This is a genomic window from Leisingera aquaemixtae, from assembly GCF_006740765.1.
In the GTDB taxonomy this organism is placed as follows: domain Bacteria; phylum Pseudomonadota; class Alphaproteobacteria; order Rhodobacterales; family Rhodobacteraceae; genus Leisingera; species Leisingera aquaemixtae.
In genome coordinates this window covers 2,447,768-2,462,448 of the sequence record NZ_CP041159.1, presented here as the reverse complement: position 1 = coordinate 2,462,448, position 14,681 = coordinate 2,447,768, and the positions used below count along the sequence as shown (strand labels likewise).

At 63.0% G+C, this 14,681-nt stretch carries 16 protein-coding genes; 8 read left to right on the top strand and 8 right to left on the bottom strand.

What is annotated here, in order from left to right; all coding sequences use genetic code 11:
- Nucleotides 1-7: 7 nt before the first annotated feature.
- The 7 genes from R2C4_RS13670 to mdh all read right to left on the bottom strand — a co-directional run bounded on the left by R2C4_RS13670 (nucleotide 8) and on the right by mdh (nucleotide 8,535).
- Nucleotides 8-2,959, bottom strand: coding sequence for a 2-oxoglutarate dehydrogenase E1 component (locus R2C4_RS13670; RefSeq protein ID WP_141891066.1), 2,952 nt, complete (start codon nucleotides 2,957-2,959; stop codon nucleotides 8-10).
- A gap of 31 nt (nucleotides 2,960-2,990) precedes the next feature.
- Nucleotides 2,991-3,785: a hypothetical protein gene (locus R2C4_RS13665; protein ID WP_141891065.1), complete on the bottom strand. Its 795-nt coding sequence runs from the start codon at nucleotides 3,783-3,785 to the stop codon at nucleotides 2,991-2,993.
- A gap of 1 nt (nucleotide 3,786) precedes the next feature.
- Entirely contained in the window at nucleotides 3,787-4,671 is an 885-nt protein-coding gene (sucD, locus tag R2C4_RS13660) for a succinate--CoA ligase subunit alpha (RefSeq protein WP_141891064.1), read from the bottom strand.
- A gap of 12 nt (nucleotides 4,672-4,683) precedes the next feature.
- Nucleotides 4,684-5,511: a glycosyltransferase family 25 protein gene (locus tag R2C4_RS13655; RefSeq protein WP_141891063.1), complete on the bottom strand. Its 828-nt coding sequence runs from the start codon at nucleotides 5,509-5,511 to the stop codon at nucleotides 4,684-4,686.
- The gene (locus R2C4_RS13650; RefSeq protein WP_141891062.1) at nucleotides 5,508-6,038 is read right to left on the bottom strand and encodes a hypothetical protein; all 531 of its coding nucleotides are present in this window, start codon (nucleotides 6,036-6,038) and stop codon (nucleotides 5,508-5,510) included. Before R2C4_RS13650 ends, R2C4_RS13655 begins: the two co-directional genes overlap by 4 nt.
- A gap of 37 nt (nucleotides 6,039-6,075) precedes the next feature.
- Nucleotides 6,076-7,269, bottom strand: a complete 1,194-nt coding sequence (sucC, locus tag R2C4_RS13645) for an ADP-forming succinate--CoA ligase subunit beta (RefSeq protein ID WP_141891061.1) — start codon at nucleotides 7,267-7,269, stop codon at nucleotides 6,076-6,078.
- A 303-nt stretch (nucleotides 7,270-7,572) separates the two neighbouring features.
- Nucleotides 7,573-8,535 carry a malate dehydrogenase gene (mdh, locus tag R2C4_RS13640; protein WP_008557495.1) on the bottom strand — a complete coding sequence of 321 codons (963 nt, stop codon included), beginning with the start codon at nucleotides 8,533-8,535 and terminating at the stop codon, nucleotides 7,573-7,575.
- Nucleotides 8,536-8,693: 158 nt separating this feature from the next.
- Between mdh and R2C4_RS13635 the strand changes: the two genes are divergently transcribed.
- On the top strand, nucleotides 8,694-9,449 hold the full coding sequence (locus tag R2C4_RS13635) for a sulfite exporter TauE/SafE family protein (RefSeq protein ID WP_141891060.1): 756 nt from the start codon (nucleotides 8,694-8,696) through the stop codon (nucleotides 9,447-9,449).
- Between the two features lie 77 nt (nucleotides 9,450-9,526).
- Here the strand turns inward: R2C4_RS13635 and R2C4_RS13630 are convergent, their stop codons facing one another.
- Nucleotides 9,527-9,841: a hypothetical protein gene (locus R2C4_RS13630; RefSeq protein WP_058285191.1), complete on the bottom strand. Its 315-nt coding sequence runs from the start codon at nucleotides 9,839-9,841 to the stop codon at nucleotides 9,527-9,529.
- Between the two features lie 349 nt (nucleotides 9,842-10,190).
- On the opposite strand from R2C4_RS13630, the gene R2C4_RS13625 reads away from it, so the two are divergent.
- From R2C4_RS13625 to sdhD, 7 genes are all read left to right on the top strand, one after another.
- Nucleotides 10,191-11,045 carry an HpcH/HpaI aldolase/citrate lyase family protein gene (locus R2C4_RS13625; RefSeq protein WP_141891059.1) on the top strand — a complete coding sequence of 285 codons (855 nt, stop codon included), beginning with the start codon at nucleotides 10,191-10,193 and terminating at the stop codon, nucleotides 11,043-11,045.
- 34 nt (nucleotides 11,046-11,079) lie between these two features.
- On the top strand, nucleotides 11,080-11,628 hold the full coding sequence (locus R2C4_RS13620) for an NnrU family protein (RefSeq protein WP_141891058.1): 549 nt from the start codon (nucleotides 11,080-11,082) through the stop codon (nucleotides 11,626-11,628).
- A gap of 22 nt (nucleotides 11,629-11,650) precedes the next feature.
- On the top strand, nucleotides 11,651-11,854 hold the full coding sequence (locus R2C4_RS13615; RefSeq protein WP_019297062.1) for a DUF1737 domain-containing protein: 204 nt from the start codon (nucleotides 11,651-11,653) through the stop codon (nucleotides 11,852-11,854).
- Nucleotides 11,854-12,885: a MaoC family dehydratase gene (locus tag R2C4_RS13610; RefSeq protein ID WP_141891057.1), complete on the top strand. Its 1,032-nt coding sequence runs from the start codon at nucleotides 11,854-11,856 to the stop codon at nucleotides 12,883-12,885. Before R2C4_RS13615 ends, R2C4_RS13610 begins: the two co-directional genes overlap by 1 nt.
- Nucleotides 12,886-13,009: 124 nt before the next feature.
- Nucleotides 13,010-13,711: a DUF1194 domain-containing protein gene (locus R2C4_RS13605; RefSeq protein ID WP_141891056.1), complete on the top strand. Its 702-nt coding sequence runs from the start codon at nucleotides 13,010-13,012 to the stop codon at nucleotides 13,709-13,711.
- Nucleotides 13,712-13,905: 194 nt separating this feature from the next.
- Nucleotides 13,906-14,289: a succinate dehydrogenase, cytochrome b556 subunit gene (gene sdhC / locus R2C4_RS13600; RefSeq protein WP_058285196.1), complete on the top strand. Its 384-nt coding sequence runs from the start codon at nucleotides 13,906-13,908 to the stop codon at nucleotides 14,287-14,289.
- Nucleotides 14,290-14,307: 18 nt separating this feature from the next.
- Complete coding sequence (sdhD, locus tag R2C4_RS13595; protein ID WP_058285197.1) at nucleotides 14,308-14,679, top strand: succinate dehydrogenase, hydrophobic membrane anchor protein; 372 nt, start codon at nucleotides 14,308-14,310, stop codon at nucleotides 14,677-14,679.
- The last annotated feature ends 2 nt before the right edge of the window (nucleotides 14,680-14,681 follow it).

Sequence of the window (14,681 nt, the reverse complement as noted above, 5' to 3'; positions counted from 1 at the left end):
TTTATCCTCAGATGCTCAGCGCTTCGTTCACGAGGGCTGCTTGTTGGGCTTTGTGTTCGCTGGCCAGGCCGGTTGCAGGCGAGGCCGAGGTGGCGCGGCCAACGTAGATCGGCCTTGTGTGCTTGGCGCCGATCCGGGTCAGCACCCATTCGATGTTGGGCTCGATGAAGGTCCAGGCCCCCTGGTTCTTGGGTTCTTCCTGGCACCAGATCATCTCGGCCCCCTTGAAGCGTTCCAGCTCCTTCACCATCGAGATCGCCGGGAACGGGTAGAACTGCTCCACCCGCATCAGGTAGATATCGTCGATGCCACGGGCGTCGCGTTCTTCCAGCAAGTCGTAATAGACTTTGCCCGAGCACATCACGACGCGCTTGATCTTGGAGTCCGCAACCAGCTGGGTGTCGGAGTTGCCCTTCTGCGCGTCATCCCACAGCACCCGGTGGAAGCTGGAGCCGGTGGTGAAGTCCTCGGTGCTGCTGACCGCCAGCTTGTGGCGCAGCAGCGATTTCGGGGTCACCAGGATCAGCGGCTTGCGGAAGGTGCGGTGCAGCTGGCGGCGCAGGATGTGGAAATAGTTCGCCGGCGTGGTGCAGTTGGCGACGATCCAGTTGTCCTGGCCGCACATCTGCAGGAAGCGTTCGAGGCGGGCGGAGGAGTGCTCCGGCCCCTGGCCCTCGAACCCGTGCGGCAGCAGGCAGACCAGGCCCGACATCCGCAGCCATTTGGACTCGCCGGACGAAATGAACTGGTCGAACATGATCTGGGCGCCGTTGGCAAAATCGCCGAACTGGGCTTCCCACAGGGTCAGCGCGTTGGGTTCGGCCAGCGAGTAGCCGTACTCAAAGCCCAGCACCGCGTATTCGCTCAGCGCCGAGTCGATCACCTCGTACTGGGACTGGCCCGCGCGGATGTTGTTGAGCGGGTAGTAGCGTTCCTCGGTCTCCTGGTCGACGATGCCGGAATGGCGCTGCGAGAAGGTGCCGCGGGTGGCGTCCTGGCCCGCCAGGCGCACCGGGTAGCCTTCCAGCAGCAGCGAGCCGAAGGCCAGCGCCTCGCCGGTGGCCCAGTCAAAGCCTTCGCCGGTCTCGAACATCTTGCCGCGGGCGTCCAGGAAGCGGCCCACCGTGCGGTGCAGCGGGAAGCCGTCCGGCACCCGGCTGAGGGAGGTGCCGATTTCGGCCATGGTTTCCGGCGCAATGGCGGTGCTGCCGCGCTGGTAGTCGGCGTCTTTTTTGTTGAGGTGCGACCAGCGCCCGTCCAGCCAGTCGGCCTTGTTGGGCTTATAATCCTTGCCGGCCTCGAATTCCTCGTTCAGATGGGCCTGGAAGGCGGCCTTCATGTCCTCGATCTCGCCCTCGGGGATCAGCCCGTCCTTGACCAGCCGGTCGGTGTAGAGCGTCAGGGTGGTCTTGTGGCCCTTGATCTTCTTGTACATCAAAGGGTTGGTGAACATCGGCTCGTCGCCTTCGTTGTGACCGAAGCGGCGGTAGCAGAAGATGTCGATGACCACATCCTTGTGGAACTTCTGGCGGAATTCGGTGGCCACCTTGGCGGCGTGCACCACTGCCTCCGGGTCGTCGCCGTTCACGTGGAAGATCGGCGCCTCAACCACCAGCGCGTTGTCGGTGGGGTAGGGGGAGGAGCGCGAGAAATGCGGTGCGGTGGTGAAACCGATCTGGTTGTTCACCACGATATGCATGGTGCCGCCGGTGCGGTGGCCGCGCAGGCCGGACAGCGCGAAGCATTCCGCCACCACGCCCTGGCCGGCAAAGGCGGCATCGCCGTGCAACAGGATCGGCAGCACCTGGGTGCGCTCGCCGTCGCCCAGCTGGTCCTGCTTGGCGCGGACCTTGCCCAGCACCACCGGGTTCACCGCCTCCAGGTGCGAGGGGTTGGCGGTCAGGCTGAGGTGCACGCTGTTGCCGTCGAATTCCCGGTCGGAGGAGGCGCCGAGGTGGTATTTCACGTCGCCGGAGCCGTCCACGTCCTCGGGCTTGAAGCTGCCGCCCTGGAATTCGTTGAAAATGGCGCGGTAGGGCTTCTGCATCACATTGGCGAGCACCGACAGGCGGCCGCGGTGCGGCATGCCGATGACGATGTCGCGGACGCCAAGGGCGCCGCCGCGCTTGATGATCTGCTCCATCGCCGGAATCAGGCTCTCGCCGCCATCCAGGCCGAACCGCTTGGTGCCGGTGTATTTGACGTGCAGGAACTTCTCGAAGCCCTCGGCCTCGACCATCTTGTTGAGGATTGCCTTGCGGCCTTCGCGGGTGAAGGTGATTTCCTTGTCGTAGCCCTCGATCCGCTCCTTCAGCCAGGCGGATTGCTCGGGGTCGGAGATGTGCATGTACTGCAGCGCGAAGGTTCCGCAGTAGGTGCGCTTCACGATCTCGACGATCTGGCGCATGGTCGCGACCTGCAGGCCCAGCACGTTGTCGATGAAGATCGGCCGGTCCATGTCGGCGCCGGTGAAGCCGTAGGATTTCGGGTCCAGCTCGGGGTGCGGGGTGGCGGCGCGCATGCCCAGCGGGTCGAGGTCTGCCGCCAGATGGCCGCGGATCCGGTAGGCGCGGATCAGCATCAGGGCGCGGATCGAATCCAGCACCGCGCGCTGCACCTGATCGTCGGTCAGCTCAACACCCTTGGCGGCGGCCTTGTCGCGGATCTTCTTGCCCGCGCCCTTGGCTTCGGCCGGGGCCGGCCATTCACCGGTCAGCGCGCCGGTCAGATCATCATCCAGTGCCGGCGGCCAGTCCTTGCGCGCCCAGGAGGGGCCGGTGGCCTCGGCCTTCACGTCCAGCTCGGCATCGCCCATCTGGCGGAAAAACTCCGCCCAGGCGGCATCCACCGCGTTCGGATCATTGGCGTACTGGGCATAGAGCTGCTCCAGATACTCCGCATTGTGCCCCTGCATGAAAGAGGAGGCGTGGAAGAGGTCGTTGGGGCTTTGATCGGTCATGTCATTCGGCCTTTACAGACTGGCGGTCTTTTCAAGCTGCGATATAGTTGTGCTCAACCCACACGAACAATGATGGCAGTGAATTGATGCTTTGATAATATCCGGAGGGATCTCCGAAGGCGGCGGCTTTCATTGCAACATTGGAGTGCTCTCGGGGTAATCCCTTTGTCATTCGCCCAAACAGCATCTTTTCTCCGTGGCAGGAGTTGCCCTCCGTTAACAGAATGCAGTCCGAAACTGAGTTCGCTTCAGTATCTGACAAAGAGGATGCGAGCCCGAAGGTTTCCAGTTTCTCAGCATTGTTTCGGGTTTCCGAACTGGAATAGTCATGCAAAGAAATTACCCATGCAAAAGCCTCACCGGAGACAGTTCGCTCAGTATTGGGCTTCAACAGAGCAAGTGTCTTGCCACATTTGTCCCGCCATAGCGAACTGCCCGGGTCTTCAAAATCACTGAGGAACTGTCGTGACGTTGCATTGCCTTCCGTCGGATTCGACTTCCGCGTCCGGTGTGAGCTGGGATTGTTCTCGTCGGTGATGTCCTTTAGCAATCTTCCACGGACATTCGGCAGCAAATGCTCGTCTGCATAGTAGACCGCGTCCCTCATAATTGCCTGCCAAACGGGGTCGTCGTCACGCGTAAACCCGGCTTCTTGAAGATCTTCTACAGGCAATTCGCGGAATGAACTCGCAGGATGGGAGTTTGCTATTCTGCGAGCCAATGATGCTGCGACCCAAAAAGGGTCACCTGCGGAATGGAGTGCGCATTCCTCCTCACTCGCCGATTGGCGGGTGTTTTTCTTTTGAGGAACGCGCAACCAGGACATCTTACTTGCCGATCGCTTTCAGCACCGCTTCACCCAGGCCGGCCGGGCTTTCGGCGACCACGATGCCTGCGGATTTCATCGCTTCGATCTTGTCCTCGGCGCCGCCCTTGCCGCCGGCGACAATCGCGCCCGCGTGGCCCATGCGGCGGCCCGGAGGGGCGGTGCGGCCGGCAATGAAGCCTGCAACCGGCTTCTTGCGGCCCTTCTTGGCCTCATCGGCCAGGAACTGCGCGGCCTCTTCCTCGGCAGAGCCGCCGATTTCGCCGATCATGATGATGCTCTCGGTTTCGTCATCCGCCAGGAACCATTCCAAGACGTCGATATGCTCTGTGCCCTTGATCGGGTCGCCGCCGATGCCGACGCAGGTGGACTGGCCCAGGCCAACGTCGGTTGTCTGTTTCACGGCCTCGTAGGTAAGCGTGCCGGAGCGCGATACAACCCCGACGGTGCCGCGCTTGTGGATGTGGCCGGGCATAATGCCGATCTTGCAGGCATCGGGCGTAATCACGCCGGGGCAGTTCGGGCCGATCAAGATCGACTTGGAGTTCTCCAGTGCCCGTTTCACCTTCATCATGTCCAGAACCGGGATGCCCTCGGTGATGGCCACGATCACTTCCATCTCGGCGTCGATCGCTTCCAGGATCGAGTCGGCGGCAAACGGCGGCGGCACGTAGATCACCGTGGCATTGGCCTCGGTCACGTGCTTGGCTTCGTGCACGGAGTTGAAGACCGGCAGGTTCAGGTGGGTCTGGCCACCTTTGCCGGGGGTCACGCCGCCAACCATCTTGGTGCCGTAGGCGATGGCCTGTTCGGAGTGGAAAGTGCCTTGCGAGCCAGTAAAGCCCTGACAGATGACCTTGGTGTTTTCGTCGATGAGGACTGCCATGTTTCGGTTCCTTCAAGCGGTATGTGTGTGTTGGGTCTGCGGGGTGGCCAGTGCCTGGCCGTCGAAGCGGATTTTTTCGAGGGTGGCCCGCCCCAGGACCACATGGGGAAGTATTCGGAAGCCGCCGCGGAATTCACAGATTCCGCGCCGGAGTTTCTGGCGGATCAGCGGCCAGCCCCTGGGCCGGTGGCGTGGCGGGCCGACGCCAACCTCGCCCGGTGCCTCATTGCCCTGTTCGGCCAATGCGGGCTGGACCTGGTAGACGGTGATGCCCCGTGCAGGCAGCGAGGCGTCGAAGTTGAACAGCAGGTTGTCGAGCGTGATGCAGAACGGGCGGCTGTCCAGCAGGTGCTGTGCAGCCTTGCGCGAGATCACGTAAGCCGCCCCGCCGGCGTGGCGGGACAGCATCTGCCGCACCTCGCGGCCCAGATGGGTGAAACCATCCTTGCCAAGCGCCACCTGCAGCCTGTTGGCCCGCCAGCGTTCAAACTTGACGATGCCGGCGTCTGCAGGCCACCAGGACAGATCCGCCAGCCAGGCACCGGTGTCGGGCGACAAAAAGACGTCATCTTCCAGGATCAGCGCCACATCGGCATCTGATCTCAGAAACGCCTCCCAGGCCTTGGCATGGCTGAGGGTGCAGGCCATGTCCTTGGTCTGGAAATAGCCCCAGTTGCCCTCAGGCCGGCACTGCCTGAGCATTTCCTCGCGGCTGACTTGGGTACTGTCTACCGCATCAATGCGCACAGCCGAAAGCCCGGCCTGATCCAGCTCCTGCTGCATCAGCGCTGCCCGGCCGGTGGCCTGCTGCAAGCCTATGAGGTAGACGGCGGCTTTCATTGGGGCGAATTCCACTGTACGGGGCCGTTAGTCCGGTAGAGCAGCAGCGTGTAGCTGCTATGGTTGCCACCATCCAGTGTCCGGCGGGTTGCAACGATACCGTGCTGATCGCCAGAGATGACCCAAGCTTGTTCAAGCTTGTGGCGGGCTAGAAGGTTCGCTGTGACCGGTGTCGCAGACGGGAAATTCGCGGCGACGTAGCGACGTACCCGTTCTGTCTGACCTGTTCTGGAATAGGCTTGAACCATGCAGCCTTGACTGGAAAGCCCAACCGCGGGTCGTTTGTCATCGACCACGTAGATTCGTCCGTCATTTCGTGCTTTCCGCGGCAAAGGCACGTAGCTGGATGCCCGCAGCAGACGATCAGCCGACTGCGGGTCGCGCGGTCCCTTGGCGCAGAATTTGTCAAAAGCTTTGACAAAGGCTGTCGGGCTGCTCTTCGGCACGATATTGCTACCCCTGATATTGGCAAGCTCGTAGGCATCCGGCCCCAGCCCTTGGCTGCCGCATCCGGCGGCCAGTGCCACCGTCAGAGCTGCTAGGAGCAGGGCCGGTTTCACGCCTTTAGCCCTTCACTGCCTTCACGATTTTCTCGGCGCCGTCTTTCAGGTTGTCGGCGGCGATCACGTCCAGGCCGGAGGTGTTGATGATCTCCTTGCCCTTCTCGACGTTGGTGCCCTCGAGACGGACCACCAGCGGCACCTTCAGGCCGACTTCCTTGACCGCGGCAACCACGCCCTCGGCGATCACGTCGCAGCGCATGATGCCGCCGAAGATGTTCACGAGGATGCCTTTGACGTTTTCGTCCGAGGTAATGATCTTGAACGCCTCGGTCACCTTCTCCTTGGTGGCGCCGCCGCCCACGTCGAGGAAGTTGGCAGGCTCCGCGCCGTAGAGCTTGATGATGTCCATGGTGGCCATCGCCAGGCCCGCACCGTTCACCATGCAGCCGATCTCACCGTCGAGCGCGATGTAGTTCAGGTCGTACTTGGAGGCTTCCAGCTCTTTGGGGTCTTCCTCGGTGGTGTCGCGCAGCTCTGCCACGTCGGCGTGGCGGTAGACCGCGTTGCCGTCAAAGCCGACCTTGGCGTCCAGCACCTTGAGGTTGCCGTCATCGGCGATGATCAGCGGGTTGATCTCCAGCATCTCCATGTCCTTCTCGACGAAGGCTTTGTAGAGCTGGCCCATCAGCTTGACGCACTGCTTGACCTGCTGGCCTTCGAGGCCCAGCGAGAACGCGATGCGGCGGCCGTGGTAGGGCTGGTAGCCGGTGGCCGGGTCCACGGAGAAGGACAGGATCTTTTCAGGGGTCGCAGCGGCCACTTCCTCGATGTCCATGCCGCCCTCGGTGGAGCAGACAAAAGAGATGCGCGAAGTCTGGCGGTCCACCAGCAGAGCCAGGTACAGCTCGCGCTCGATGCCGGAGCCGGCCTCGATGTAGATGCGGTTCACCTGCTTGCCCGCGGGGCCGGTCTGATGGGTGACCAGAGTGCGGCCCAGCATCTTCTTGGCTTCTTCGGCAGCTTCCTCCACCGATTTGGTCAGGCGCACGCCGCCTTTCTCGCCGGCATCGGCTTCCTTGAAGGAGCCTTTGCCGCGGCCGCCTGCATGGATCTGTGCCTTCACGACCCACAGCGGGCCGTCGAGCTCACCGGCGGCGGTTTTGGCTTCCTCGGCCCGCAGAACCACGCGTCCGTCGGACACCGGCGCGCCGTAGCTGCGAAGAAGGGCTTTGGCCTGATATTCGTGGATGTTCATCTGAAACTGTCCCGTCTGGCTGCAATTGTCTGTCGTTCAATAGGCCGTGTTAAAGCCAAGTGTTAAAGGCTTATTTGACGGGAAGCAGGGAAATGGGGAAGATTTTCAGGTTTTGTGATCACAGGTTTTGGGGGTGTGATCACAATTTACCGGAGGCTTAACGGCGGTGATTCGAGGCTGGGCCCAGGGGCTGTGCCCGCCGCATCATAGACCAAAAGCGTCAGCCGCCGGACCGGGGACGCTGCGGCAATAAAAAAGGGCCCGCCAGACGCGGGCCCCTTGAATGCCGGGTTGCTTCGGCGCTTACGCCAGCGAGCTGTCGATGCCCTTGCAGGCCTCGACCAGACCCTTCACCGCATTGACCGAGTTGTCGAACATGGTCTGCTCTTCTTCGGTCAGCTGGATGTCGACGATCTTCTCGATGCCGCCGGCGCCGATCACGGTGGGCACGCCCACGTACATGTCTTTGACGCCGATTTCGCCGGTGCAGTAGGCGGCGCAGGGCAGCACGCGCTTCTGGTCTTTCAGGTAGGCCTCGGCCATTTCGATCGCCGATGTCGCCGGCGCATAGAAGGCGGAGCCGGTTTTCAGCAGGCCGACGATCTCGGCGCCGCCGTCACGGGTGCGCTGCACGATGGCGTCGAGCTTGTCCTGGGTGGTCCAGCCCATCTTGACCAGGTCGGGCAGCGGGATGCCGGCCACGGTGGAGTAGCGCACAGACGGCACCATGGTGTCGCCATGGCCGCCCAGCACGAAGGCGGTGACGTCTTTCATGGAGACGCCGAATTCCTCGGCCAGGAAGTGGCGGAAGCGGGCGGAGTCCAGCACGCCGGCCATGCCGCAGACCTTGTTGTGGGGCAGGCCGGAGAATTCGCGCAAGGCCCAGACCATCGCGTCCAGCGGGTTGGTGATGCAGATCACAAAGGCGTCCGGCGCGTGGTCGCGGATGCCTTCACCCACCGATTTCATCACCTTGAGGTTGATGCCCAGCAGGTCGTCGCGGCTCATGCCCGGCTTGCGCGGCACGCCTGCGGTCACGATGCAGACATCGGCGCCTGCGATGTCCTCATAGGACTGGGTGCCCTTGAGGGAGGCGTCGAAGCCTTCCGACGGACCGGATTCGGCGATGTCCAGCGCCTTGCCTTCGGGGATGCCTTCGGCGATGTCGAAGAGAACAACGTCGCCCAGTTCCTTGAGGGCTGCGAGGTGCGCGAGGGTGCCGCCGATCTGACCTGCGCCGATGAGGGCGATTTTGGGTCGTGCCATTGGAAAATGTCTCCGGTCCGGTTGAAATTTCCTGATGCCTACGGCGTAAACCCGGGCCGTGCAAGGGTTCTGCGCTGCGGCATAGGGTGCGGTATACTTCCGTATGCCGAGGTGGTACCGCTAAACGGTCTTTAATTCAGGGCTTTCAGGGGCGGGCTATGGCGGCGTTTGATGCGATGTTTTTCGTTTTTGCCATTCCTGCGGTCGTTTTTGCGGGCGTCTCCAAGGGCGGTTTCGGGTCCGGCGCGGCCTTTGCATCGGCGGCGATTCTGGCATTGGTGGTGGAGCCGGGCATGGCGCTGGCGCTGATGCTGCCGCTTTTGATGCTGATCGATGTTGCCGCGCTTAAACCCTACTGGGGCCGCTGGAATCTGAACGCCGCGCTGCTGCTGATCGCGGGCGGTCTGCCGGGGGTGGCGCTGGGGGCGTGGCTCTATACCCTTGTTGATGCTGATGCGATGCGGGTGCTGATCGGCGCGGTGGCGGTGGGGTTTGTGCTGTGGCAGCTGCGCGCCCGGCTGGGCCTGCGGGCCGCGGCGGCGCGGCCGCTGCCGCGCGCGGCGGGTCTTGCCGCGGGGCTGGCGGTGGGCTTCACCAGCTTTGTCAGCCATGCGGGCGGGCCACCTGCCGCGGTCTATCTCCTCAGCCTCAAGTTGCGGAAGACTGAATACCAGGCCAGCACGGTGCTGATTTTCTGGGCGATCAACATTGCCAAGGCGGTGCCTTATGCCGGGCTGGGGATGTTCACACGTGAAACGCTGATGCTGGATCTGATGCTGGCGCCCTTTGCGCTGCTCGGCGCCTGGCTGGGGGTGAAGCTGCATCACGGCATTCCGGAGCGCTGGTTCTTTGCGCTGACCTATGTGCTGCTTGTGGTGACCGGCAGCAAGCTGATCTGGGACGGGCTGGCCTGAAGCCCCCTTCAGGCGCAGCCCGCCGCGGCGGCCCCGGCCGCTGTCACCGCAGCCTGGAAACCTGCCTCAATACCTGCTCAGACGTCGCTGTCTGTGTTTGGCAATGCTTCTGCGAGCACTTCATAGGACTGGCCGGAGGCGACCAGGCAGGTCATGCCGTTGGGAGTGGTCACGGTGATGGTCCAGCTGCCGGTTTCGTCCGACGCAAAGGTCTCCATCACCATGCCCTGCTGGCCCATCCCTATGCTTTGGCGGCTTTCGCCGTATTTCTCCGCCAGGCGTTTGACCACCGTGTCGCGTGGGGCGCAGTTGCGGCTTTGCGCGGCAGCGGGGGCTGCGGCCAGTGTCAGGGCGGCCAGGGCCGCCGGCAGTGCAAGTGTTGTCCTTTTCATCCCGTTTTACCCTTTCCGGAACGGCCGGACAGAGCAGGGCGCCGGACGGCAGCCCCCGTATCCCTGAGCGGGCCGGTGTGTGACGCAATTCGTGCTGCAGGCCCCATGCCTGCGGGCAGCAGGGGCGGCCCTGAGGGGCGGCGGAGATCCTGTGCCGTGGTACCCTTAACTGTGCCTGTCAGGTGCTGATAAGTGGTTAACCCAGCGTGCGCCGTAAAAGCACACGCTTTATCAGAGGCTTGCTGCGATTGCGGGGAAGTTTACGCTGCGCTGCGGCGGAATTGTACTTGAAAGTATACAATCGAATCTGTACCGCTTTACGCAATAAAATAACTTCAGGAGAGCTTGCATGGACCCGCGCGCGCGCCCTTACCGTTCGGTTTTGTATATTCCCGGCTCCAAGCCGCGCGCCCTGGAGAAGGCCAAGACCCTGCCGGTGGACGCGGTGATCTTTGATCTGGAAGACGCGGTGTCGGTGGATGAAAAGCCCAATGCCCGCGCGACCCTGGCGCAGGCGCTGGAGGCGGGCGGCTTTGGCGCGCGGATGAAGATCGTGCGGATCAACGGGCTGGACACCGAATGGGGCCGCGAGGATGCGGTTGCGGCGGCCAAGATGGATTGCGACGCGATTCTGCTGCCCAAGGTGAACTCCCCTGCCGATCTGGACGCGCTGGCAGATATCACCGGGGACATCCCGCTGTGGGCGATGATGGAGACGCCGCGCGGGATGCTGAATGCCGCTGCCATCGCCGCGCACCCCAAGCTGCAGGGCATGGTGATGGGCACCAATGACCTCGCCAAGGAGCTGCAGACCCGTTACCGCCCGGACCGGCTGCCGATGATGGCGGGGCTCGGCCTGTGCCTGCTGGCGGCCAAGGCCGAGGGGCTGGTGATCGTCGATGGCGTCTATAATGCCTTCAAGGACGTTGAGGGGCTGGCTGCGGAATGCGCACAGGGCCGCGACATGGGCTTTGACGGCAAGACCCTGATCCACCCGGCGCAGGTGGAGGTGGCCAATGCCGCCTTTGCCCCGACCGAACGCGAGATCGACACCTCCCGCCGCCAGATTGCCGCGTTTGAAGAGGCGCAGGCCGCAGGCCAGGGTGTTGCCGTGGTCGACGGCAAGATAGTCGAGAACCTGCATGTGGCGACGGCGCGTGAGATCCTGGCAAAAGCGGATGCAATCGCCGCGCTTTCCGCATAGGTGTTAACAAGTTTAACATCTAAGAGGGGCTGATATGGCGCTTTTGATCCTGGGACTTCTGCTGTGGTGGGGCGGCCACCTGTTCAAACGTGCGGCGCCGGACATGCGCGCCGCGATGGGTAATGCCGGGCGCGGCGCGGTGGCGCTGGTGCTGATTGCCGGCATCGTGCTGATGGTGCTGGGCTACCGCGGGATGGACTTCATCCACGTGTGGGCGCCGCCCTCCTTCATGGTGCATATCAACAACCTGCTGGTGCTGATCGCCATCTGGATGATGAGCCCGGCGCCCAAGAAAGGCGCGCTGCTCAATGGCATGCGCCATCCGATGCTGGCAGGCTTCAAGCTGTGGGCGGTGGCGCATCTCCTGGTCAATGGCGATCTGGCCTCGATCATCCTGTTCGGCGGGCTGCTGGCCTGGGCGGTGGCTGAGGTCATCGTGATCAACCGGTCCGAGCCGGAGTGGCAGCCGGGTCCCAAGGGCACGCTCGCCAAGGACGGGATGTTCTTCCTGGCCTCGATTGTGCTGCTGGCGGTGATCGGCTACGTCCACGGGCTGATCGGGCCGTCGCCGTTTCCGGGATGAGCCCACAGCAGGAGAGGACACCATGAAACTGTACCGATTTTTGTCCGAGGACGACACCTCTGCCTTCTGCCACAAGGTGACCGATGCGCTGAACAAGGGCTGGGAGCTGCACGGCAGCCCGACCCAGGCCTTCGATCCCGTCAAGGGGATCATGCGCTGCGGCCAGGCGGTGGTGAAAGAGGTGGACGGAACCTACACCCCTGAGACCAAACTGGGAGAACACTGATGGCCAAGACCAATCCGGGCCGGTTTTTCGAAGACTATACCGTCGGCGAAGTGATCCGCCATGCAGTGCCCCGCACGGTGTCGGGCGGCGAGCGCGCGCTGTATCATGCGCTCTACCCGGCGCGCCATACGCTCTATTCTTCGGATGAATTTGCCCGGGCCTGTGGTCTGCCCTCGGCGCCGCTGGATGATCTGGCGGCCTTCCACGTTGTGTTCGGCAAGACGGTGCCGGACATCTCCCTTAATGCGCTGGCGAACCTCGGCTATGCCGAGGGGCGCTGGCTGTTGCCGGTGTATCCCGGCGACACGCTGCGCTCGGAATCCGAGGTGATCGGCCTCAAGCAGAATTCCAACGGCAAGTCTGGCGTCGTCTATGTGCGCACCCGCGGTCTGAACCAGCGCGATGAATGCGTGATGGAATATGTGCGCTGGGTCATGGTGCGCAAACGCGACCTGGAGGCGCCGGCGCCGGAGACGGTGATCCCGGAGCTGAACAAGGTGATCCCGGCGGAGCAGCTGGCAATCCCGGCGGGCTTGGATTTCAGCAATTACGATTTCACCCTGGCGGGCGAACCGCACCGCTGGGGCGATTACGAGGCGGGCGAGACTATCGACCATGTGGACGGCGTCACCATCGAGGAAGCCGAGCATATGATGGCGACCCGCCTGTGGCAGAACACCGCCAAGGTGCATTTCGACAATACCGCGCGCCCCGATGGCACAAGGCTGATCTACGGCGGTCATGTGATCTCCCTGGCGCGGACGCTGTCGTTCAATGGCCTCGCCAACGCGCAGATGATCGTCGGCCTGAACGGCGGGGCGCATGCCAACCCCTGCCTGTCGGGCATGACCGTGCGGGCCTGGTCGGAGGTGCTGGACAAGGCCGACACAAACGCGCCGGGCGTTGGTGCGATCCGGCTGCGGCTGGTGGCGGCCAAGGGCGGCGCGCCGTTTGAGCTGAAGGGCGAAGACGGCAAGTACCTGCCGGATGTGCTGCTGGATCTGGATTACTGGGCCTTGATGCCGAAGTGACCGGGAAGGGGGCTTTGCCCCCTCGCGCCCTTGGCGCTCACCCCCAGGATATTTGCAGCCAGGGGAACAGGGGGCCGACAGAAAAGGGATGACCCTTGGTGCGATTGCCGCTTAAGCTGGCTTCATGCGGGTTTTGCAGCTTCTGGTATTCTCCACGCTCTCCCTCTGGCCGCTGCGCGCAGCGGCCTGCGATCTGGCATTGGTGCTGGCCGTAGACGTCTCCGGTTCTGTCGATGCCGAGGAATACCGCATTCAGATGGACGGGCTGGCAGCGGGCCTGCGCGACGGGGTGGTGTCCGAGGCGCTGGTCAAGGCGCGCGCCCGGGTGCTGCTGATGCAGTGGTCCGGCCAGTCGCGCCAGGAGGTGACGCTGCCCTGGGCCGAGGTGCGTAGTTTTACCGATGCCGAGGCGCTGGCGCAGCGGATCGAACAGGCGCCGCGGCCCTGGCGCAATTACTCCACCGCTGTGGGCGAGGCGCTGTTTCTGGCGGTGGAGCAGTTTGCCGCGGTGCCGGAGTGCACGCGCAGGGTGATCGACATTTCCGGCGACGGGTTTTCCAACGAGGGGGTCGAGCCGCGCGAGGCGCATGGCGCGCTGTCTGCGCTGGGTGTGACCGTGAACGCCATTGCCATCGAACAGAGCGAGCCGGACCTGACCGCCTATTTCTTTGAAAACGTGATCCGCGGCGAGGGGGCTTTTGTGGTAACGGCCGCCAGCTTTGCCGATTACCCGTCGCGCATCCGCAAGAAGCTGGTGCGGGAGGTGGCGCGGCAGACGGCCATGGCACCGCATAGGGATGCCGGGACCGTGGCAGCTTTGCAGTGATTTGCAGAAAGGGCTGTGATTCTGCAAAAGATTTCCAAAAAGGTGTTTTGTGATCACTAAATATTTGCTGTGATCACAACACGTGACGTTTTAGCGCCAACAGCACGGAAACCTGCTGTTTTTAACCGTTCGGTCGGGTGACACGCCGTAAAAATCGGCTAAAACGTCGTCAGCCAACCTGAAAAGGAGCCAACATGGCCGATGTCAATCGGGGCAACCGCCCGCTTTCGCCGCATTTGCAGGTCTATCGCCCGCAGCTGACCTCCGTGACGTCGATCCTGACGCGGATCACCGGCAACGCGCTGATCGTTTCCGCGCTGCTGATCGCCTGGTGGTTCCTGGCCGCGGCAACCTCTGCCGACTACTTTGCCACCGCCAACGGCCTGCTGACCAGCTGGTTCGGTGATCTGGTGATGACGCTGTCGGTGCTGGGCCTGTGGTATCACACGCTGGCCGGCATCCGGCACCTGATCTGGGACAACGGCATGATGCTGGACCTGGAGCAGGCCGAGAAGCTGGGCTGGATCGTGGTGATCGGCTCGGCGGTTCTGACCGTCCTCACCATTATCATCGTCTAAGCTCAAAGGACACACGCGATGCGATATCTGACTGACCGCAAACGCGCCGTTGGCATGGGCGCTGCAAAATCCGGAACCGCGCACCATTGGTCGATGCAGGTGAGCGCAGTGGCGCTGCTGATCCTGGTGCCGCTGTTTGTCTTCACCTTCGGCTCTGCGCTGGGCGGCTCTTACGAGGAGATCACCGCCTATTACTCCCGCCCGTTCCCGGCACTGGTGGCCGTGCTGACCATGTGGGTGGGCATGATGCACTTTAAATCCGGCGCCCAGATCATGATCGAGGACTATGTCCATGGCCTGAAAGGCCGCCTGGCGATCATCCTGGTCAAATGCCTGTCTTATGCCGTCGCCGCGACCAGCGCCTATGCGCTGATCCGCCTGGCCCTGTAACG

Bases quoted from the DNA above. Each gene is read 5' to 3' on its own strand.
- sdhD (WP_058285197.1), top strand. From the start codon at position 14,308: ATGCGATATCTGACTGACCGCAAACGCGCCGTTGGCATGGGCGCTGCA.
- R2C4_RS13635 (WP_141891060.1), top strand. From the start codon at position 8,694: ATGGCGGCGTTTGATGCGATGTTTTTCGTTTTTGCCATTCCTGCGGTC.
- R2C4_RS13665 (WP_141891065.1), bottom strand. From the start codon at position 3,785: ATGTCCTGGTTGCGCGTTCCTCAAAAGAAAAACACCCGCCAATCGGCG.
- R2C4_RS13630 (WP_058285191.1), bottom strand. From the start codon at position 9,841: ATGAAAAGGACAACACTTGCACTGCCGGCGGCCCTGGCCGCCCTGACA.
- R2C4_RS13625 (WP_141891059.1), top strand. From the start codon at position 10,191: ATGGACCCGCGCGCGCGCCCTTACCGTTCGGTTTTGTATATTCCCGGC.
- mdh (WP_008557495.1), bottom strand. From the start codon at position 8,535: ATGGCACGACCCAAAATCGCCCTCATCGGCGCAGGTCAGATCGGCGGC.
- R2C4_RS13620 (WP_141891058.1), top strand. From the start codon at position 11,080: ATGGCGCTTTTGATCCTGGGACTTCTGCTGTGGTGGGGCGGCCACCTG.
- R2C4_RS13655 (WP_141891063.1), bottom strand. From the start codon at position 5,511: ATGAAAGCCGCCGTCTACCTCATAGGCTTGCAGCAGGCCACCGGCCGG.
- sucD (WP_141891064.1), bottom strand. From the start codon at position 4,671: ATGGCAGTCCTCATCGACGAAAACACCAAGGTCATCTGTCAGGGCTTT.
- R2C4_RS13615 (WP_019297062.1), top strand. From the start codon at position 11,651: ATGAAACTGTACCGATTTTTGTCCGAGGACGACACCTCTGCCTTCTGC.
- sdhC (WP_058285196.1), top strand. From the start codon at position 13,906: ATGGCCGATGTCAATCGGGGCAACCGCCCGCTTTCGCCGCATTTGCAG.
- R2C4_RS13605 (WP_141891056.1), top strand. From the start codon at position 13,010: ATGCGGGTTTTGCAGCTTCTGGTATTCTCCACGCTCTCCCTCTGGCCG.
- R2C4_RS13610 (WP_141891057.1), top strand. From the start codon at position 11,854: ATGGCCAAGACCAATCCGGGCCGGTTTTTCGAAGACTATACCGTCGGC.
- R2C4_RS13670 (WP_141891066.1), bottom strand. From the start codon at position 2,959: ATGACCGATCAAAGCCCCAACGACCTCTTCCACGCCTCCTCTTTCATG.
- sucC (WP_141891061.1), bottom strand. From the start codon at position 7,269: ATGAACATCCACGAATATCAGGCCAAAGCCCTTCTTCGCAGCTACGGC.